This is a genomic window from Acinetobacter guillouiae, from assembly GCF_002370525.2.
Lineage (GTDB): Bacteria > Pseudomonadota > Gammaproteobacteria > Pseudomonadales > Moraxellaceae > Acinetobacter > Acinetobacter guillouiae.
Map to the genome: position 1 here is coordinate 2,919,450 of NZ_AP014630.1, position 20,497 is coordinate 2,939,946.

20 protein-coding genes are annotated in these 20,497 nt (G+C 37.4%); 4 read left to right on the forward strand and 16 right to left on the reverse strand.

From position 1 onward, the window contains the following. Positions 1-187: 187 nt before the first annotated feature. From lptB to AS4_RS13600, 5 genes are read right to left on the reverse strand one after another with little or no spacing between them, the layout of a single operon-like run. On the reverse strand, positions 188-931 hold the full coding sequence (gene lptB, locus AS4_RS13580) for an LPS export ABC transporter ATP-binding protein (RefSeq protein WP_004724336.1): 744 nt from the start codon (positions 929-931) through the stop codon (positions 188-190). After that, on the reverse strand, positions 931-1,473 hold the full coding sequence (gene lptA / locus AS4_RS13585; protein ID WP_227548077.1) for a lipopolysaccharide transport periplasmic protein LptA: 543 nt from the start codon (positions 1,471-1,473) through the stop codon (positions 931-933). The genes lptB and lptA overlap by 1 nt, the downstream gene beginning before the upstream one ends. Before the next feature lie 10 nt (positions 1,474-1,483). Beyond that, positions 1,484-2,029: an LPS export ABC transporter periplasmic protein LptC gene (gene lptC / locus AS4_RS13590; protein WP_004822582.1), complete on the reverse strand. Its 546-nt coding sequence runs from the start codon at positions 2,027-2,029 to the stop codon at positions 1,484-1,486. Positions 2,030-2,068: 39 nt separating this feature from the next. Continuing rightward, positions 2,069-2,608 (reverse strand): KdsC family phosphatase, encoded by a 540-nt coding sequence (locus AS4_RS13595; protein ID WP_004822583.1) that lies wholly within the window; start codon positions 2,606-2,608, stop codon positions 2,069-2,071. A gap of 3 nt (positions 2,609-2,611) precedes the next feature. Then, positions 2,612-3,604: a KpsF/GutQ family sugar-phosphate isomerase gene (locus AS4_RS13600; protein WP_004822585.1), complete on the reverse strand. Its 993-nt coding sequence runs from the start codon at positions 3,602-3,604 to the stop codon at positions 2,612-2,614. A 197-nt stretch (positions 3,605-3,801) separates the two neighbouring features. Between AS4_RS13600 and cysS the strand changes: the two genes are divergently transcribed. Both cysS and AS4_RS13610 read left to right on the forward strand, forming a co-directional pair. Continuing rightward, positions 3,802-5,223: a cysteine--tRNA ligase gene (cysS, locus tag AS4_RS13605; RefSeq protein ID WP_004724345.1), complete on the forward strand. Its 1,422-nt coding sequence runs from the start codon at positions 3,802-3,804 to the stop codon at positions 5,221-5,223. Positions 5,224-5,502: 279 nt separating this feature from the next. Beyond that, complete coding sequence (locus tag AS4_RS13610; RefSeq protein WP_004822589.1) at positions 5,503-6,123, forward strand: TetR/AcrR family transcriptional regulator; 621 nt, start codon at positions 5,503-5,505, stop codon at positions 6,121-6,123. A gap of 48 nt (positions 6,124-6,171) precedes the next feature. Here the strand turns inward: AS4_RS13610 and AS4_RS13615 are convergent, their stop codons facing one another. From AS4_RS13615 to AS4_RS13650, 8 genes are all read right to left on the reverse strand, one after another. After that, on the reverse strand, positions 6,172-6,525 hold the full coding sequence (locus tag AS4_RS13615; protein ID WP_126606924.1) for a hypothetical protein: 354 nt from the start codon (positions 6,523-6,525) through the stop codon (positions 6,172-6,174). A 61-nt stretch (positions 6,526-6,586) separates the two neighbouring features. Further along, positions 6,587-7,537 (reverse strand): LysR family transcriptional regulator, encoded by a 951-nt coding sequence (locus AS4_RS13620; protein ID WP_004822592.1) that lies wholly within the window; start codon positions 7,535-7,537, stop codon positions 6,587-6,589. A gap of 146 nt (positions 7,538-7,683) precedes the next feature. After that, entirely contained in the window at positions 7,684-8,511 is an 828-nt protein-coding gene (locus AS4_RS13625; protein WP_096734472.1) for an SDR family oxidoreductase, read from the reverse strand. Between the two features lie 182 nt (positions 8,512-8,693). Continuing rightward, complete coding sequence (locus AS4_RS13630; RefSeq protein WP_096734473.1) at positions 8,694-9,950, reverse strand: acyl-CoA dehydrogenase family protein; 1,257 nt, start codon at positions 9,948-9,950, stop codon at positions 8,694-8,696. Positions 9,951-9,982: 32 nt separating this feature from the next. Beyond that, positions 9,983-11,233 carry an SfnB family sulfur acquisition oxidoreductase gene (locus AS4_RS13635; protein WP_096734474.1) on the reverse strand — a complete coding sequence of 417 codons (1,251 nt, stop codon included), beginning with the start codon at positions 11,231-11,233 and terminating at the stop codon, positions 9,983-9,985. Between the two features lie 232 nt (positions 11,234-11,465). Continuing rightward, positions 11,466-12,857 carry an LLM class flavin-dependent oxidoreductase gene (locus tag AS4_RS13640; RefSeq protein ID WP_096734475.1) on the reverse strand — a complete coding sequence of 464 codons (1,392 nt, stop codon included), beginning with the start codon at positions 12,855-12,857 and terminating at the stop codon, positions 11,466-11,468. Between the two features lie 298 nt (positions 12,858-13,155). Then, positions 13,156-14,064: a DMT family transporter gene (locus tag AS4_RS13645; RefSeq protein WP_096734476.1), complete on the reverse strand. Its 909-nt coding sequence runs from the start codon at positions 14,062-14,064 to the stop codon at positions 13,156-13,158. Positions 14,065-14,254: 190 nt separating this feature from the next. Further along, the gene (locus AS4_RS13650; RefSeq protein WP_171066881.1) at positions 14,255-14,755 is read right to left on the reverse strand and encodes a YaiI/YqxD family protein; all 501 of its coding nucleotides are present in this window, start codon (positions 14,753-14,755) and stop codon (positions 14,255-14,257) included. A 245-nt stretch (positions 14,756-15,000) separates the two neighbouring features. Between AS4_RS13650 and AS4_RS13655 the strand changes: the two genes are divergently transcribed. After that, positions 15,001-15,930: a hypothetical protein gene (locus AS4_RS13655; protein WP_004822598.1), complete on the forward strand. Its 930-nt coding sequence runs from the start codon at positions 15,001-15,003 to the stop codon at positions 15,928-15,930. Between the two features lie 1,150 nt (positions 15,931-17,080). Here AS4_RS13655 and serC read toward each other — a convergent pair. Continuing rightward, positions 17,081-18,160 (reverse strand): 3-phosphoserine/phosphohydroxythreonine transaminase, encoded by a 1,080-nt coding sequence (gene serC, locus AS4_RS13660; RefSeq protein ID WP_096734477.1) that lies wholly within the window; start codon positions 18,158-18,160, stop codon positions 17,081-17,083. A 351-nt stretch (positions 18,161-18,511) separates the two neighbouring features. Here serC and AS4_RS13665 point away from each other — a divergent pair, with 351 nt between their 5' ends. After that, a complete protein-coding gene (locus AS4_RS13665; RefSeq protein WP_096734478.1) occupies positions 18,512-19,324 on the forward strand; it encodes an AraC family transcriptional regulator in 813 nt (270 codons plus the stop codon). A 40-nt stretch (positions 19,325-19,364) separates the two neighbouring features. Here the strand turns inward: AS4_RS13665 and AS4_RS13670 are convergent, their stop codons facing one another. Next, a complete protein-coding gene (locus tag AS4_RS13670; RefSeq protein ID WP_096734479.1) occupies positions 19,365-19,961 on the reverse strand; it encodes a LysE family translocator in 597 nt (198 codons plus the stop codon). Positions 19,962-20,046: 85 nt separating this feature from the next. Beyond that, on the reverse strand, positions 20,047-20,457 hold the full coding sequence (locus AS4_RS13675) for an SRPBCC domain-containing protein (RefSeq protein ID WP_096734480.1): 411 nt from the start codon (positions 20,455-20,457) through the stop codon (positions 20,047-20,049). Between the last annotated feature and the right edge of the window lie 40 nt (positions 20,458-20,497).

Sequence of the window (20,497 nt, forward strand, 5' to 3'; positions counted from 1 at the left end):
TTTAAACAAAACATGTAACACATTTCTTCATCTGTGATAAGCATCACATTAAAACTATGTTGTTAAATTTTAATGAAATAATAATTAATAAATATTGAATCAAAACTGCTTTTTTTGGGGAATATACCTCACAAAAAGCAAAAAAAAGATGAAGGTGATCCTTCATCTTTTAAAAAAATCTGAGTGGTTATACGGTAAAATCATCACCCAAATACACTTGACGCACGGTTTCATCTGCCAACACTTCTTCTGGCGTACCTTCCGCAATCACAGCACCTTCACTCACAATATAAGCATGCTCACAAATCGCTAAAGTTTCACGAACATTATGGTCGGTAATCAAAACACCGATGCCACGATCTTTTAACTGGCGAATAATATCTTTAATATCACCTACCGAAATTGGATCGACACCTGCAAAAGGTTCATCCAAAAGCATAAATTTTGGATCAGCTGCAAGTGCTCGTGCGATCTCTGCACGACGGCGCTCACCACCTGACACACTCATTCCAAGAGAATCTTTAATATGGGTGATTTTAAAATCTTCCAATAATTCTTTGAGGCGTTGTTGGCGCTGCTGTTTATTTAAATCTTTACGTGTTTCAAGGATAGCCATGATATTTTCAGCAATCGTCAACTTTCTGAAAATTGAAGCTTCCTGTGGAAGATAACCAATTCCTTTACGTGCACGCTGATGCATAGCTAAATCAGAAATATCTTCATTATCAAGATGAATTTCGCCCTTATCCATTCGCACCAAACCAACGACCATATAGAAGCTGGTGGTTTTACCCGCACCATTCGGCCCAAGCAAACCCACAATTTGTCCACTTTGCATACTGAATGAAACGTCTTTGACCACCCAACGTTTACTATAAACTTTTGCTAAATGTTTGATACAAAGCACTTGAGGCTGATTCGATGCTGTCATTAATCACGCGCTCCAGGGAAAGACTTGGTACTATTTGGCGGGATAATAATTTGTACACGTCCTTTCGCTGAACCTGTGCTATTTGAACTACCAGAAGCTTCAATATCACCTTTGTTCATACTGTATTTTAATGAACTGCTGCGAATACTTGCTCCATCTTGATATAGATAAGCATTACCAATTAAATTAATAATACCTGTTTCGGCATTATAAATAATTTTTTGTGCTTCTCCACGAGCAACACCCTTTGCCGTATCAACTTGTTGTTGAAACTTTGCTGGGCCGCCAGTGGCAGTAATGGTACTAATTTGCTTATTCTTATTCAATTGAGCCACAATTGAAGCAGCTTGAAGCTTCATTGTACCTTGCTCAATGATGACATTACCGCTATATGTCGTTACACCCGCAGCTTCATTATAGGTTGCTTTATCTGCAACCAATGAGATTGGCTGATTACGATCTGACGGTAATGCAAATGCTGCTGCAGACAAGCCCATTAAACCGGCAGTGCAGATCGCTTTTATTAGGAAAGATTGTTTCATTAAAAAAGGCTTAGTTAGGTACATACTTTCCTCGAATATGTGCAAATTCATATTGACCTTGGTTTAAATCAGCTTTTAAACCCTGACTAATAAATTCTGCATCAGGTGCATTAACAGTCACTTGGTGAGTCGTTTCAAACTGACGTATTTTAGGATACCCCGTTAACTCGTCTGTCTGAAACTCCATGGTCCCTCGTTCACCAATCTTGGTCGCTTTAACTTGTCCAGATAAAACGACTTTTTCATTGTCATTAAATCCTCGTGCTTGTTTTGCAAAAAAAGTTGAATCAACTTTATTTTGATGAAACATCGAAGCATTGAGGTTACTCAGTGTTGAAGTTTTTCTTTGTAAATCTTGTTCTAAACGATCCACTTGAGCACGAACATAAAGATTGCCCTTTTCATCTGTTTGGACCAACTGGATACCCTCAGCAGTATACGTCATGCTTTTTGCTGAATTCGCATCCAACTTTTTGCCTTTCCCACTGTAATAGTAATAGCCACCACTGATTGCCGCGATGACAACTGCAGTCACATATAAAACCTTAGTATCCATAAATTACATTCAACATTTGATCAATCTGAATTTACGCTATTAATGCGGTATAGCTGTATATTTTTCAAGTAATTCTTGGTAAGTGCCTTTTGCCATCAGCAACATATCACAGACTTCACGCACAGCTCCACGCCCACCCATCGCCTGAGTGACTAAATCCGCTCGACGACGCACTTCAACATGCCCGTTAGGTACAGTGACTTTCATCCCTGCAATTGCAAAGGCTGAAAGATCTGGCCAATCATCGCCCATATATAAACAGTCTTCAGGATCTAAATTGAATTGAGCACAAGCTTCTTTAAGTGCAGCACCTTTGTCTTCACGACCTTGAAAGACCAAATCCACGCCAAGATCAGCCATACGTTTTTCAACAATATTACTTTTACGTCCTGTGATAATGATGACTTTAATTCCAGATTTTTGCACCAGCTTCATGCCTAATCCGTCACGAATATCAAAGGATTTAATTTCATCCCCAGTATTGGTCAACGTCACAAAGCCATCACTCAAAATTCCATCTACATCTAAAACCAATGCTTCAATATGACGCGCTTGTTCCAGTAAAACATAAGAAGCCATTGATTAATTTACTCCAGCTTGAATCAGGTCATGCATACTAATTACACCAATCACTTTATTGGCATCATCAACGACAATAAATTGACTAATTTTCTTTTCATTCATTTTTTCTAAAGCTTCAACTGCACGTGCTTCTTTAGAAATGGTTGAAGGATTTTGGACCATGACAGCGGACACAGGCAAGTTCACATCAAAACCTTGTTGTCTATCAATTAAACGACGTAAATCACCATCGGTAAATATGCCCAATAAGGTGTCATTTTCATCGACAACAGTGGTTAAACCTAAACGCTTATTGGATATTTCGTACAAAACTTTATTCATCGGTGTATCAGGAAATACTTTTGGTAAATCAGTGCCTGTACGCATCAAATGTTTTACATGTAACAACAGACGTTTGCCTAATGCACCAGCAGGATGTGACATTGCAAAATCATCTGCGGTAAAACCACGTGCATCTAATAACGCCACAGCCAACGCATCGCCCAATACCAATGTCGCAGTAGTGCTTGAAGTGGGTGCCAAACCTAATGGACATGCTTCTTTGATATTTCCAAGTGTCAACGCAACATCCGCATTTTGTGGCATGGGCCCTTTGTCATCACCACTGATGGTGATTAAAGGCACTTCCAAATACTTAATCAGTGGCATCAACATCATAATCTCATCACTCTTTCCAGAGTTTGAAATTGCAATCAACACGTCACCTTTGACCAACATACCTAAATCGCCATGCCCTGCTTCACCAGGATGCATAAAGAATGATGGTGTACCTGTTGATGCGAAAGTTGCTGCCATTTTCCGCCCAATATGCCCAGATTTCCCCATACCCGTAATCACTAAACGACCTTGGCACTGTAAAATAATTTCACATGCGCGCGTAAAGCGTTCATCAATTTGAGTCGCTAAAATCTCTATGGCATGTTCTTCAATGCGTAAAGTTTCAAGTGCAACTTTTTGAAAATCAACTTGATTTGATTTATTTTCAGGATTCAAAATGGGCTAACCTTAACTCTATAAAGAGTTTTGAATATCGAATGGAATATTTTTGCTATTTTAGCATAGCAATACAATAGGCTGCTTTCCTAAATGTATAAATTTCATTTTCTTAGAAAAATAACGTATAAAACTTTATGAAATATGGAGCTTAGGTTAAGATTAATCATCATTTTGTTGAAGCCTTTAGAAAACCTATGCAACCATTTGTTCTTTACAACTCTGAGCAACGAAAAAAAGTTGAATTTGTTCCCCGTAAAGAAGGACATATCGACATGTATGTGTGCGGTATGACAGTTTATGATTACTGTCATATAGGCCATGCTCGGGTGATGGTTGCTTTTGACTACATTATTCGTTTTTTACGTAGTCAAGGTTGGAATGTTAAATACGTTCGTAACATCACAGATATCGATGACAAAATTATTGCGCGTGCCAATGAAAATAGCGAAAGCATTACAGCTTTGACCGATCGTTTTATCAAGGCGATGAATGATGATGCCGAAAACCTAGGATGCTTAGCACCTGATGAGGCACCACGCGCAACAGATTATATCGATCAAATGCAGAATATGATTGGCAACCTTGTCAATAAAGGCACGGCTTACCCTTCTGCAAATGGCGATGTCTATTTTGAAGTTGAAAAATTTAAGAACTATGGCCGACTTTCAGGACGTAAACTTGACGATATGCAAGCTGGCGCTTCTGAACGTGTTGATGTTGAAGTTGAGAAGAAGCATCCATTTGACTTTGTGCTATGGAAACATGCTAAAGAAAATGAGCCTTCATGGGCTTCACCTTGGGGCAATGGCCGTCCAGGTTGGCATATTGAATGTTCAGCAATGTCAACTTGCTGCTTAGGCAATCATTTCGATATTCATGGTGGCGGTTCAGATCTTTTATTCCCACATCATGAAAATGAAATCGCGCAATCAGAAGCTGCAACAGATGAACAATATGTAAACTACTGGATGCATGTTGGCTTTATCAATGTCGATGGCGAAAAAATGTCTAAATCTTTAGGCAACTTTTTTACCATTCGTGATGTGATGGAGAAATTTCATCCTGAAGTGATTCGTTATTTTATTGTGTCATCACACTATCGTAGCCCTGTAAACTTCTCGGACTTTGCACTAAAAGAAGCAAAAACTACGCTTTCTCGTTTTTATCATGCATTTAAAGCGTATCAACAAGTCTATGGCGATAAAACCACAGACCTGTTAGATGAAACGCTCGTCGAGCGCTTTAATTCAGCAATGCGTGATGACTTCAATACATCTGAAGCAATTGCAGTTTTATTCGAAATTATTAAAGAATTGAATCGTGCGGTTAAAGAAGAAAATGCAGCGCAATCTACGCTTTATTATTCTACTTTACGCCACTTGACCAATATTCTTGGCTTGGTTCAATACAATGTAGATGACTTTTTAAAATCAGACATTGGTCAAGAAGCACTTGGCTTATCCGAAGCTGATATTGAAGATTTCATCCAACAACGTGTTGATGCCAAGAAAAATAAAGACTTTGCCCGTGCAGATGAAATCCGTCAGTCTTTACTTGCCCAAGGTGTAGTACTGGAAGATACACGTCAAGGTACCATTTGGCGTCGTGCGGATTAATTTCTAAGACCTTTATTAAAAAATAACCTGATCAGACGATCAGGTTATTTTTTAAAGTCGTTGCTGACTAAAGATGTTTTTAAACGGTGTATCTCTTACAGTTTCTTTATATTCATCGTATGACCTAACTTAAGTTTAGCTTTTATAAAATCTAAATTATTAAATGTATTGAAAAAATAAATATTTTATTGAATATGATGGACTATAGTTTTATTGAATCAACAAAATAGCTGATATACTCTGAGTCCAGTTCTTCATCAGCGGTTTTGGATCAATAGAATGAGTTCAGTGCGCCAACAGAATTTTCTTCTTCGCAAAGAGAAAATTTTAGCAATGGCAGAAACCTTATTGCTTGATAATAATCAGGATATTACGTTAAGTGAGCTTGCTGCTGAACTTGATATCGCAAAAGGAACGATCTATAAACATTTTAAAAGTAAAAACCAGCTGTATCTTGAACTGATTATTTTGAATGAAAAACGACTTTTAGATATTTCTAAAGCCTATCATCATGATATTAAAATCTATGTATCCGAATACATGTTATATAACATGTTAAATTCGAATCGAACAATTTTACTGCATGTGATTGAAGAGCGTTTAACCAATAATGAACGTAAACTCAAAGACTTATTCGAAGAACTTTATAGCATACGTGAGCAACGTATTTTAGAAATTAAAGATCTTTTCGGAGCACATCTCAAAGCCTTAAACAGTAGTATGTCAATCCGTGATTACTTGTCTTATATCTGGACAGTGACTTATGGCGCATCATTATTGTTAAATTCTACGCACTATCAAAAGTCTATTGGCTCTCGTGAACGCTTAATCAAACTCTATGTCAATCAAGCATTGATGACACCTGATAAGCTAACCGATTCAGAGCATCAAGCGAATTAATCTTAAAAGGATAACTGTTCTTAAGCTATTTAACTTTAAAAAGTCCTTTTAAAATTTATTTTGATTTATTTCTAAAAGCCATAGTTCTAAATTATTATCTAGAGGTTGTTCTAAACAACGATTAATTACACTTTTAAGTTGGTACCGTTGAACTGGCGATAGCTTTTCAAAGTCAAAATATAGCTGTTTAAAAAAATGATAGACGCCATGCACTTGCGTCATATAACTTGAGTTCAATATATCAAGATAAACTTGAAAGACTTGATGGGGAAAATGATCTAATTGCAAAAGATATTCTTCAATATCCTGTGCATATTGTTTATACACACGCCCATTCAACTGCTGACCTGCATATAGATCTCGTTTAATTTTTTCTAAATCAAAAATATTAATCTTTTTCATCAACAATATTTTACCAAGCTGTTGATACCAATCATTCTGGATGTATCGATTATAGAAACCCTTAAACTTCAGGCTGATCGCCATGGCTTAATAACTGACTGGGTAAAGGCATGGAATTCACCTGACTAAAAATCTCATAACACATATGTCTTAACCACTGATGGCTGGTTTTATGGTGACATGACATATGCCAATACTGCTTAATCGAATAAGTCGGAAACGAAATTGGTGCTGGAAAAATTTGTAAGTTTCCTCGTGACAACAAGACTTCGCTCAAATAATAAGGAACGGTTGCAATCGAGTCAGTATCTTGCACCACTAAGCCAACACCAAGATAACTCGGAATACGCATCAATACATTACGTTTTAAATCCAAATTTAACAGCTCATTGGCGATGTGATAATGCCCCACACCTGCATCAATATCGATGTGTGATTCACTCAAATACTGCTCAACGGTCATGCTTTGTTGAGTTAATCGTGGATGATCTTTAGATGCAATCACCACATAAAATTGTTCGAATAATTTTTGTTGATAGAAACCATTTTCTAATTGCGGTAAAAAACCAATCGCCAAATCAATTTCACCATTTGCCATCTGATAACTGGTTTCAGAGGTGATAGCACGAACATTTAATTTGACATGCGGTGCATGTGCTTTGAGATATTGAGAAATTTTAGGCAATAAAACTAAGTGAGAAACATCCGTCATCGCAACTGTAAATTGTTGCTGAGATGCTGTTTCATCAAAATCCACACTAAAATTATTAATAATTTCAACTTTACTCAGTGCTTCACTGATCAAAGGATAAAGTTGTTTAGATAATTCTGTAGGCACCATTTCATTACCAATCCGTAAAAATAACGGATCGTTATAATGAACACGAATTTTGTTCAGAATATTGCTTACTGTAGGTTGGCTCATCGCTAAATGATCTGCGGCAACAGAAACACTTTTAAACTTGTAGATATAGTAAAAAATACTGAGCAACTTACAATCTAACTCATACACGAAATTACATCTCACTCATTTTTTAGATTCAATATTATATCTTCTGCTTTTTTATAAAAATTTCCAATGTTTTAATGTACCGATTTTAAACAATCAAACTAGGATTTTAAAATCGGTACGAATTATTGGCGCGATCCGTTCAGCAATTATTCTTTAACAAACAAATCAACCATCAACTCATCCTCTGAATCAGCATAGCGATATTCAGTAAAATCTGTAATACCCGACTCTCGTAGGATTTCTTCATCAATCAACAACCGTCCTGTTAAAGCACGTTTCTCACTGTTTAAAATACGATAAGCGGCGTCTGCCATAATGTTCGGTTTACGAGCTCTGCTAAATAATTGCTTACCACCTAAAGAAAACTCAATTGCAGCTGTGGCAATAATCGTTCTTGGCCATAGTGAGTTTACACTCACTCCATAACTGGCAAACTCTTGATTCATTCCTAAAGTCAGCATACTCATGCCATATTTAGTAATGGTATAAGGTGCATAGCTGGCAAACCATTTTTCATCCAAGTTTAACGGCGGTGAAAGATTTAAAATATGTGGATTGTCACTGTTTTTTAAGTACGGTAACACAGCTTGACTACATACCATCACAGCACGTGTATTAATCTGATACATTAAATCAAAACGGTTTGGGTCAAGCGTCTCTACGCCAGACAGTTTAATCGCACCAGCATTGTTAATTAAAATATCAATTCCACCGAAATGCTCTGCTGCTTGTTTCATGGCAAGCGCAACCGCATCTTGATCACGTACATCCAGTTGAAGTGCTAAAGCTTGACCACCTGCCGCCTCAACTTCTTGAGCAACAGTAAAAATCGAGCCTCCTAATTTAGGATGCTCTTGTGTAGATTTTGCAGCAATCACAATGTTCGCACCATCTTGTGCAGCTTTTAGTGCAATCTCTCGCCCTATTCCTCGGCTTGCACCGGTAATAAAAAGTGTTTTTCCTTTAAGCGACATGATTTCCTCGTTGTATTTGTTTTTTGCTGTACTAATCTACTTAACTTTGTTTTCTCCTCATAGTACCAAATCTGCCATTTTGTATACTCATGAGTACAATAATTATTGTTCTTTATGGTCTTTATAAAAATCAAAAGCTTGCATACGCAAGCCTTGAACTAAAGGTGATTAAAATTTAAATTCTAGGCAGCGCCAACTTTTGGGCTTGTTCCAATTTGCCAAACAAATGGCAATGGTTCACAATTGACCTCCCAATCACCAATCACTTTTTCCTTATATACGACTGGATTATGTGAAGATACGACCCGCGCATTGCGCCAGAAGCGATCAAGTTGTTTTGTGGTGGTACTTGCAGATGCGCCAAGCGCATTAAACAACTTACTGGTTAAATCCAAGACTAAATCAGAAATAACCACCTGCCCTTGTGCCGCTTCTAATTCAGCATCATTATTTGCTTGAATATTTTTTACTTCGGATTCACTAAAGTGACTGATATATGCACGCTGCAAAGCTTCTGCTGTTTGTGTGGTAATGCTTTCACTTGCATAGGCTTGTGCGGAAGCTTTACCAATCACCTGTAAAATCTGTGGATCATTACGCACTAAATCTGCATTGCCATGACTAAAAATACGATCACGCTTTTGTACTTCATGAATAAATGTTGCAACTGCTGACTGTGCAATCCCAGATAAGGTCGCCAAATGAATGACTTGGTAGAACGCAGTCTGATATTTAAAACGTTGCTCAAAAGGCAAAATATGGTCTGCTTCGATTGCAACATTGCTTAACGTTAAGGTGCCACTTCCCGTGGTTTTTTGACCGAAACCATCCCAATCATCCTGTACTTCAACCCCAGAAGCATGTCGAGAAATCGCAGCAATAACATGCTGATCCGTACGTTCATCATAGGCAAATAAATCAACCCAATCCGCAAAGATTGTGCCTGTTGAATAGTACTTTTTCCCATTGACCAGCAATTGATTATTATTTTGAGTTACTCGGGTAATCACATCACCAATTTTTACATGGCCGATTTCAGTCCATGCATTCCCCACCAAATCACCTTGGACAAAACGTTTAAACCATAATTCTTGATTCTTAAACTTATGTGCATTTAATCGATCTTCAACAAAAGCGAAATGCCCTCGCAATGCTTGTACAATATTTGAATCGGCCTTTGCAAGTTCAGTGAGCAATTGAAATAACTGAGGTAAAGACACCCCATCTCCACCAAACTTGACTGGCACACGTAATGCACCAAAACCTGCATGTTTTAACCAGTCTATTTGCTCATACGGCAATATACGCTGTTGCTCGCGTTCAACGACACCTTGTGCAATTTTTTCAAAAATTGCACGATACTTTGACGCAACCTTTTCATAATCTGCTGAGATTGATAAATCTTCAATAAAACGGTTTTGAATATCTAAGTTACCCATTTTTTCTCTCCATCTGTTGGTTATTGTTATTCTTAGCTCCACGCATGGCGTGGTAAGTGAATGTTATTGAGATAATAATTACCGACTAAATTAAATTTCCAACGTACAGGATCATGCAAAGTATGGGTACGGGCATTGCGCCAATGGCGATCTAAATTTAATTCAGACAATGTTGAACGAGTACCTGATAATTCAAATAATTTATTAGAAGCCAGAATGGCAATTTCAGTTGTTAATACCTTGGCTTCTGCAACCAGTAATGCCGCCTGATTGGCATTCTCTTCAGATGGATCAGCAATTGCTTGATCAATTGCATCACCAGCCAAGTCTAAAACAGCTTCGGCTGCACGTAATTTGATTTTTAACTCCCCTATACTTGCAATGGTATACGGATCATCGCTGGCTTTTTCTAAACCTGAGTCAATCCAAGGGCGTGAATGTAAGCGTACATATTGAATCGTTTCATCAATTGCACCACGAGCAATACCCGCATCTACTGCGGCTTGAATAAATTGAGAAATCGCACCTGCTGCTGTAGGTCTTTCAAAGGCTTTGTGAATCGGCACAATATATTTTTCATCAACTTGAACTTGTTTTAGTAACACAGTTCCACTCGCTGTGGTTCTTTGTCCAAATCCAGACCAATCATTGACAATTTCCAGACCTGCACTGGTTCGTGGCGTTAAGGCAACCACAGGCAGCCCATCTTCATTAACTGCTACGACAGGTACCCAATGTGCCAATAAAGCCCCTGTAGCAAAGAATTTTTGACCATTAATTTCATAGCCTTGGGCTGTTTTATGTATTTTGGTTTCTAAGTCAGCAACGGTCTTGCTGCCTTTTTCTGAAAACGCATTGCCCAGACGTCGACCTTTTAAAATTTCAGCAAAGAAAAATTGTTGCTGCTCAGGACTGGCATCTAAACGGAGATGCTCAATAAAAGCCCAATGGTTTTGTGCAATTTGCCCAAGTGAAGGATCTACACTAGAAATGGTCTTCACAACTTCCGCTAAAGTACGATATTTCACTTCAGCCCCACCAAATGCCTGAGGAATATTAATTCCCCATAATCCACTTTGTGAATAGAGCTGTATCTCCTCAAGCGGCAAACGACGTTCATAATCACGTTGTGATGCTTCTTTGGCAAATTCTTTGGCCAAATTTTTCGCTACTTGAATGGCTTCCGCATCCGATTGAATAACATGTGCATCATGATTCAATTCAAAAAATTGCAAAGGAACCGCTGTCTGAGAAGAAAAGTTTTTTTGGTTTAAATCCGTCATTGTTGTTACTCTTTTAAATAAGCATAGATTTAAACTAGCACTATTTTTTTATACTATTTATATGAATAAATGCATTTATTATTCAAAACAAAATCATAAATTTATCATTAAAATTCATAACTATTAAAATCATAAAAAAAGCCCACATAATGTGGACTAATTTCTAAAGGATGAGCACAATCAATATGCAATAAACAATTATTTTAGATGCTTATTTAAAATTAGACTTAGACTAACTTGCTTGCGCTAAGCTATTCTTATTGTCTTTGCGATATTGTGCACCTCGATGATTCTCTGGCAAATAAGCACTTTGTTGAAATAGTTTTTCTCGTAAAGTCCCCTGACGATATTCTGTTTGATAAACACCACGGCGTTGTAGCTCAGGTACAATGAAATCTACAATATCAATAAAAGTTTGATGAGCAAGAATATAAGCAAAATTAAAACCATCAACATCGGTATCTTCCACCCATTGTTGTAACTCATCAGCGACCGTCTGTGCTGAACCAACCAATACAGGACCATTTCCCCCCACACTATTCCAATGGGCAATTTCTTCAATCGTCCAAATACGCTTAGGATCTGCATTGACATAAGCATCTAACATCGATTGAATCGCATTGGTTTCAATATACTCAACTTTATCATGTGGTTGATACTGTGAAAAATCCACACCAGACCAACCAGACACCAATGTCAATGCACCATCATAGCTTCCATAAGACTGATATTCTTTAAATTTCACCTGTGCCTTTTGATCCGTTTCATCCGTTACAATTGACAATAAGCTATAAATTTTAACCGCATAAGGATCCCGCCCTTCCTGTTTTAATTTTTCACGAATACTTTGAACAATTTTCTTGGCTGCTATTTTTGACGGTGGCGCAATAAAAATACATTCGGCATTTTGACTTGCAAATTTTTGTCCCCGAGCTGACGCGCCTGCTTGGTATAGCACAGGCGTGCGTTGTGGCGAAGGTTCACAAATATGAATACCGGGAACTTTAAAGTATTTCCCCTCATGTAAAATGGGATGAACTTTTGTATGATCAGCAAAGATTCCAGACTGCTTATCTCTTAAAACAGCACCATTTTCCCAAGACCCTTCCCACAGCTTATACAGTACCTCTAAATACTCATCGGCAACATCATAGCGATCATCATGATTTAATTGCGTAGTTAGCCCCAAGTTCTTAGAACCACTTTCCAAATAAGAGGTGACAATATTCCATCCCACCCGACCTTTGGTAAGATGATCTAATGTGCTGATTCTTCGTGCAAAAGGATAAGGATGTTCAAAAGAGATAGATGTAGTTACACCAAAACCTAAATGCCGTGTTACCGCAGCCATCGCTGGGACAATTTGCAAAGGATCATTGACTGGAACTTGTACTGCACCAGTCAAAGCATGTTCTGCACTGTGGTGGTAAACATCATATATTCCGAGTACATCCGCAATAAAAATGCCATCAAACACACCCTTTTCCAAGATTTTAGCAAGGTCAGTCCAATACTCAATATCTTTATATTCCGTGGAACGATCTGAAGGATGACGCCATAAACCAGGAGATTGATGGGCAATACAATTCATTTCAAAGGCGTTAAAGCGGATCTGCTTCGTCATTTCTCTTCAACTCATTTTGGTTATTATTTTTATCCTATGCTATTTATCTTTATTCTTTTATCTCAATATCTTCAATTATTATCATGATTGCTTTTATCTAAAATGGTGAAGTAAATATACTATTTTATACAAAGTGCTTTATTTAAAATGACTCATATTGGCTTTCATCATTTTGTAAGTATCATGATTAACTTAGTATAAAAATTAAAAACACATCTTATTTAAAAAGTATGAATCCAAACTTAGTTTAAGGTTAATCACTCAGGATAAAATCTAAAAACAAAAGAAAAATTTGATGCTAATTTTCAATCTTTTTAGCCAGCAATTGACGTGCTTTAAAATCTTTATAGAAGTATAAAATTAGTCCAAAGATCAAAACCGCCGCACCAATAAACACACTCATTGTCGGTTTTTCATTATTGAGCATCGCGCCTAAAAACATGGCAATCATCGGGGTCATCACAGTCGTCAATGACAAGGTCGTGGCTTTAATATTTTGCACCAATTTAAAATAACAAAACATCGCCAGTAATGAAGCCATCAATACGGTATAAATCAATGCCAATAATGATTTAGTTTCGGGAATATGCGTAGGCGCATACTGCCAAATAAAAGGAATAATACACATTGCAGCCAGCGTAGAAACCAAGATTGAACCAGTTGCTTGCGCCATTGGAACGACATCTGCATTTACTTTTTTTACCCAAAAGATCGAAAAAGCATAGGTAAATACACTCATCAACATCAACAAGATTCCAACAGGATGCACATGTTGACTTGCCCCACTACTGGTACAAATAATGGCGAGGCCAACAACAGCAACCAGCATCCCAAGCCATTGAATCCCCAGTAATCTTTGACCAAAAACAAAACGACCAATGAGCCCTGCCATAATTGGAGCTAATCCAAACATCAAAGCAATAATACCTGAACTTAAATAACTGGTCGCAGCATAGGTAAAAATTTGCGACCCAATCAGACTAAATGAGCCGGCTAAATAACTATGTAAAGCAATTTTATTGTACGGTAATTTAACTTTTAAAATCAGCAATAGAATTAAAGCAATCGGCAAAGCGATAAAAAACCGCAAAACCAAAGCCCACATCATATGTAAATCTGCCACGCTCCATACAATTGCCAAAGGCGTACTTGCCCAAATGAAGACCAATAAAATATAAGTCGTCATCAGGTTGGATTTGGAGGGCATATAGATTCCTAAATGACTGCTGGATGTGAATTAAAATGTGCTAGGTTTAAAAATGAATTTCTACATTGATCTTTGCAAATTCAATTAAATCTTAATCACGCAATGTGAAGATCTATTGAAAAGTAAGGTCGAGTCATTCAAAAGGTGGAAAAAATCAGTCGCAGATGATTATTCAAAGCATGAATTAAACTTATATCGAAGTCTTACGTTTCTGCTTGAGAATGGTTTGGTCTAAGCTACTCGAAAACTCACGTTTATCACGCTCAGAAATCGGTGGTGGCCCACCTGTTTGTACACCTGCACCGCGCAAAGTATCCATAAAATCACGCAAATGTAAGCGAGCTTTGACATTGGCTGAAGTGTACACCTCTCCACGTGGGTGAATTGCCACACCACCCTTTTCAATGACCTGTGCCGCTAAAGGAATATCCTGAGTAATCACGATATCATGCTCACCCATACGATCAACAATTTCTTGGTCCGCTTGATCTGCTCCCGACATTGCTTGAATTGAGTTGATCCGTACAGACGGCGTAATGCCCACAGGCTGGTTTGCAACAAAAGTAACTTCTAATTGATAACGGTCTGATGCACGTAAGATCACTTCACGAAGAATTTTAGGTAAAGCATCTGCATCGACCCAAAGTTTAAATGGCAGCACACAACATCTCTGATAAAGATTTTTCAACATTTTAGCAAAATGCCGCTTCGCTGTCCTATGCATATTCTTTTATTTATCGCGCAAATCTTTAACGACTTTCAGATTCAATCAAACTTTGCATCTCGCTTTTGGTGATTAAAAGTACAATTTCGGGCGTGGTTTATGACAATTGAGTTTAATATTCTGGTTTTTCTTATGATTTTACATTTCAGGACTTGAAATCTAGCAATCACCCTCGATTTAATAGCATAAGAGAGGCATTTAAAATCGTGAAAATGAACAATCAAAACAGACCTGAAACAATTATCATAGAAGATCAGAATTTTGGTAGCCATGTCGAACATTGGAGTCTATTGACTGAAAATCCAACGTCCGAAGTGCCCAAATGGTTAGGTTTGGCTTTGGATGCACCAGTGATGCCCATGGGGCTTTGTTCAAAAGAATGCGATATGGATGTATCAACTTGGTTAATCCAAGGTCCAAGCGGTTCTTCTGTACAGCTCTGTCAAGTGATTGATGTTGAGAATAACAAACCTAAAGCTGTAAAAACGGCTTTCCCAAGTTTTGAAAGTCCCTATCAATTAAATGCTTCTATTGACCGTATTATTACCTGTAAAACCAATACTCAAGCAGTACTTAGCTTAAAAGTAGGAACAAATAGCGTAGTTTATGCATTTGACAGCTTGTACAGTGTAAACGGCCATCAATATATGCAAGATCAGCAATATAAAGTTCAACTGAATGCATGGGCCTATGAACTTGAAAAAGTTTCTGACCATGAACAAATCATTGTTGATGATCCTGCTTCAATCAAACACCATCGTGCATTAAACGATATTCTGTCACAAAATAATGGTATTGCACCTGAGAACCTTCAAGAGCAAATTGATGCATGGGAAGCGAAGTCAGAAGATGATAAAGCGCCTGTTACTGTCGATTTTTCTAAAATGGTGGCATACCTCTATGGAGAAACGCTAGGGCAAGAGGATGAAGCTTGGTTTCAAGGTAAAGTGGTCGGTAAAACTCAAATGCAGTTTATGCAACAAGACTATACCCTTTATGATGTGACTTTAATTCTTGAAGAGAACCAACCCGCAATTTTAGTCCGTATCGCAACCAAGGATCCTGCTTTCAAAAATTTTGAAATTGGACAATATATTCGCGGTAATATCTGGATTCAAGCAAACATTTATTCTGCTGCTTGATTCAAAAAACACATGATCAGCATGATGGAAAACCCATCATGCTTTTTTATTACATGTTTTGTAACATTTCTATTATATCTAAATAGATGCTCTCACTTTTTATCTTTTTGAATTCAAATTTACCAGTTATCCACAGTTTAAATTCAAAGTTAAATAATCAGGCCTTTTTAAAACTATTTAAGTTGAAGAATATCGCCTGTTTATTTAAATAATAAATACATTCCCCGATTTGAAAAATCTCAAGAAAACGAATTTAAAAATAAATTTAAAAACAGCAGCTTAAGCATAAAAATTAAACCAATAAATATCATGATCTTGTTAAAAAATAGACTTCGTTTTTATACCTAAATCGGATTATTATCCATATAAAGACTAAAAAACAGTCAAGTTATCCACAATCTACCCACAAAATCATGATTATAAATTCATAATATTTTTATTGATCGGGAGATAATAAAAGCCGCAACATATTAATAATGTAATTTAGCACTTTATTTAACCAGTCAATTATGTTAAAAATACGACGAACCAATAGGATTTAAACAATAATTTAAAAATCTAGGCTCAGTAATGAAAATTATACCTGAACAATCGACTAGTCTAATCAATCAAGTTAGTGGTTTTCACTTACGCTTGGATAAAGGAGCCTGCTGCTTTTTTGTTCTAGGTATGTTTTTAGCTGCAATGATGATCCATATATTAGGCATATTCCCGACGACTTAATGTTTTACGACATTTATCTCACATAAAAAAATCCCTCACTCTGGAGGGATTTTTTTATGTCTAGGACTTTAGGGTCTGTTGACAATTCGTCTACGTTTGCGACTACGTGTGTTTTTTAGGCGATACTAGACGCGAAATACGAAATTTAGTCATTCTAAATGAGTAGTTCGTAACGACGTAGCGGCAAAAAACACACAAGTCCCGAAGGGTTGTGGCTAAAATTATCTCAGCCTTCGTTATGAAACTCAAAAATAGTCTCGCTATTCTCTTCGTTTCATGCCTTGCCTGCTCAATTTTAACCTACAACGCAAGCCATTTATGAAATGTCTACAGACCCTATAATTTCCCCTCCCCTGTTTATTCAATCAAGGGAGAAAATTAGGTGCTGATCGACCACAACAAATCATTTAAATGTTTTGAAGTGAGATTAGCCGTTACGTTGAGCAAAGTCATCCATAAAGTTGACAAGTGCTTGTACGCCTTCCAAAGGTACAGCATTATAAATACTTGCTCGCATACCGCCTACTGAACGGTGACCTGCAAGATTGAGCAAATGATTTTCTTCAGCTTCTTTCAAGAATAATTTATCCAGTGCTTCATCTGCCAAAGTAAACGGTACATTCATGATTGAACGGTTTGGAAGTGCGATCGGGTTATTATAAAAATCACTAGAATCAATATAACCATATAGCAAATTAGATTTTTCAAGGTTGGTTTTATACATTGCGTCTACACCGCCCTGCTCAAGTAACCATTCAAAAACTAAACCAGACAAATACCAAGCATAAGTTGCTGGTGTATTCACCATAGAATCATTCTTCGCTTGCGAACCATATTTTAACAAGCTCGGAATTTCAGGTTTTGCTTGATCCAATAAATCATCACGCACGATCACAAGGGTTAAACCTGCTGGACCAATATTCTTTTGTGCTCCAGCATAGATCAAACCAAACTTAGATACGTCTAATGGTGCAGATAAAATACTTGATGAAAAATCAGAAACTAAAGGTTTATCTGTTTCGGGAATATTGGCAAATTGAATACCGCCAATTGTTTCATTTTCAGCATAATGGACATAAGCTGCATCATCTGACAAGTTCCATGTACTTTGCTCAGAAATTGCAAGCTTTCCATTGATGCTTGTTGCCGCTTCAACGATATTGATATCGCCATAACGTTGCGCTTCTTGAGTGGCTTTTTCTGACCAAATCCCAGTATGAATATAATCAGCTTTAGAATTTTTACCCAATAAATTGAGTGGAATTGCAGAAAACTGAAGTGATGCACCACCTTGTAAGAACAATACTTTATAGTTCTCTGGAATGTTCATCAATTTACGTAAATCTGCTTCTGCTTTTTCAGCGACAGCCACATAGTCTTTGCTACGATGGCTCATTTCCATGATGGATAAGCCTTTACCATGCCAATCCAATAACTCAGCCTGAGCTTTTTCTAAAACGGCAGTAGGTAATGCAGCAGGACCAGCACAGAAATTGTACGCGCGCATGATTTTTCCCTTTTTAAAAGTGAAACGAATGAAATAGGCGCATTTAACCACAAATCGACCTTTCATGCAGTAGCTTTGTCAGTCAATATTTCAATATGTTTAGAGATTTAGAGTTGATAATTCAATTAACTATCGATATTGAGAGAAGCAAAATATTCTAGCTAGACTGCTCATTGATATTTTTAAACACAACGCTAAAACAATGACTTGTTATCTACCTGCTTTTCTAGCCGACTGCTCAAGACTAGAACATTCGTTGCGCATAACCATATACCAATAGAAAACTCAATTTATCAGCTGAACTCAGTTATAATTTATCCAGCTTAAACTTTATTCATTGGTAGATGTTCAATGCCAGCATCAAATCATCAGGATTGGATTCGCACAGCATCGGAAACAGATCGATTTGAACGTATCGAAGCATTTTTTAATGATCATGCCTATGAACCGCACCGGCATGATACCTATGCCATTGGTCGCACAATTTCAGGCGTTCAAAGTTTTCATTATCAAGGTGTCATGCAACATAGCCAGCAAGGTATGACCATGGTGCTGTATCCTGATGAAAAACATGATGGTGAATCAGGTACTCAAGACGGTTTCCGCTATCGTATGGTGTATATAGAACCTGCAAAAATTCAATCTATTTTAAAGGGTAAACCTCTCCCCTTTATCCAACACGGGATCAGCACAGATCCTCGATTATTTAAAGCCACCAATACTTTTCTACAAAGCATTGAAAATCATATGGAAGTCTTGGAAGAAGAAGATGCGCTGTATGATCTGGCCATGGCTTTAAATGAAATTTCTGTTCAACCATTATCACAACGACTGAGTTTTGATTATCGTGCAGCAGAACAAGCTCGAGAATTTATTCATGCTGTATCTGAACGAAATATCAGCTTGGATGATTTAGAAAAAAATATTGGACGCGACCGTTGGAGTTTGTCACGCGACTTTCGTTTATTATTTGGAACCAGCCCACATCGTTATTTAACCATGCGCAGGCTGGAAAAAGTTAAAATCAATTTAATCAAAGGGGCTTCTTTGGTTGCGGCGGCAACAGATGCTGGATTTTATGATCAAAGCCATATGACCCGACATTTTAAACAAGCGTTTGGGCTCAGCCCTGCGCATTGGAAAAAGATCAATCACTTGCCTTAGGCGTAAAATACATACAGATTCATTTCAAACTGGTGCTTCATCACAGCAAATTCATTCCTATAATAAAATCGCGTAGCATTCCAAGTCCTGTAACAATCAGCATGATTGCCATAATTTTATTTAAATAATTAAACCATTTAGGATCAGAAATTTTATCCCCTAAAAACTTGCCCGCCAAAGCATATACAAATGGCGCTCCAGCAGCACCCATTGAAATGATCAAAGATACAACGAAAATCATCACACCTGTAATTTTAGCAGCAGGATACATAATTGTCGTGACGGGTAAAATAACCAGAATCCCTTTAGGGTTAAATAATTGAATTAAGAAACCATTTAAGAAGCTCAGTTGATGTTCGGCTTTTTCAGTACTTTCTAAATATGCTGTCAACATTTTAACAGCCATATAAAAGGTATACACCGCCCCGACCAAAGAAATATAGTGTAGCCAGTTATGAGGAATAACAGCCTCACCAACATAGCCCAAGGTCAGAAATAGAAATAACATTGCACAACCCACCCCAATGAAAAAACCGATGGATTGTTTAAGCTGCCCAAGCAGTCCTGAATTCAATCCAATGAAATTTACAGGACCGGGGCTATACATCACACTCAAGGTATAAAGAAAGATTTCCACAACAACACTCAACTTTGATCTAAACGAATTTCAGAAGATCAAAGTAAGTCTGTGCAAATGTTTTGTATTGTACGTTTGTGCAGAACTAAACTTTATTTTCTACATAGCGAGCAAAATTATCTAAAATTGCTTGCCAACCTGCTTGCTGTTGCTCAATCGGATAGATCGTTTCAGGATCAAAACTAATGCTCACCACAACAGCATTATTTTTCTGTGCAAAGTGAACTTCAGCATTTCGCTCGCCAAAAGAATAGGCAATTTTTTTATGCGGAATAATTTCAGTATATGTGCCCGCAAAATCAAAGCCCATACTGCCATCTTTGGCTTCCATACGATTTGAAAATTGACCACCCACACGTAAATCGTTTTTAGAGTTAACTGTATGCCAATCCGCTGAAGCGGTATTCCATTGCTGTATATCCTCAGGATTATTATAAATATCCCAAACCAATTCAATTGGCGCTGTGACCACAGACTCAACGGTAATTCTTGCCATTTTTATTCTCCCTAGATATATTTTGAGATTCAATTTATTG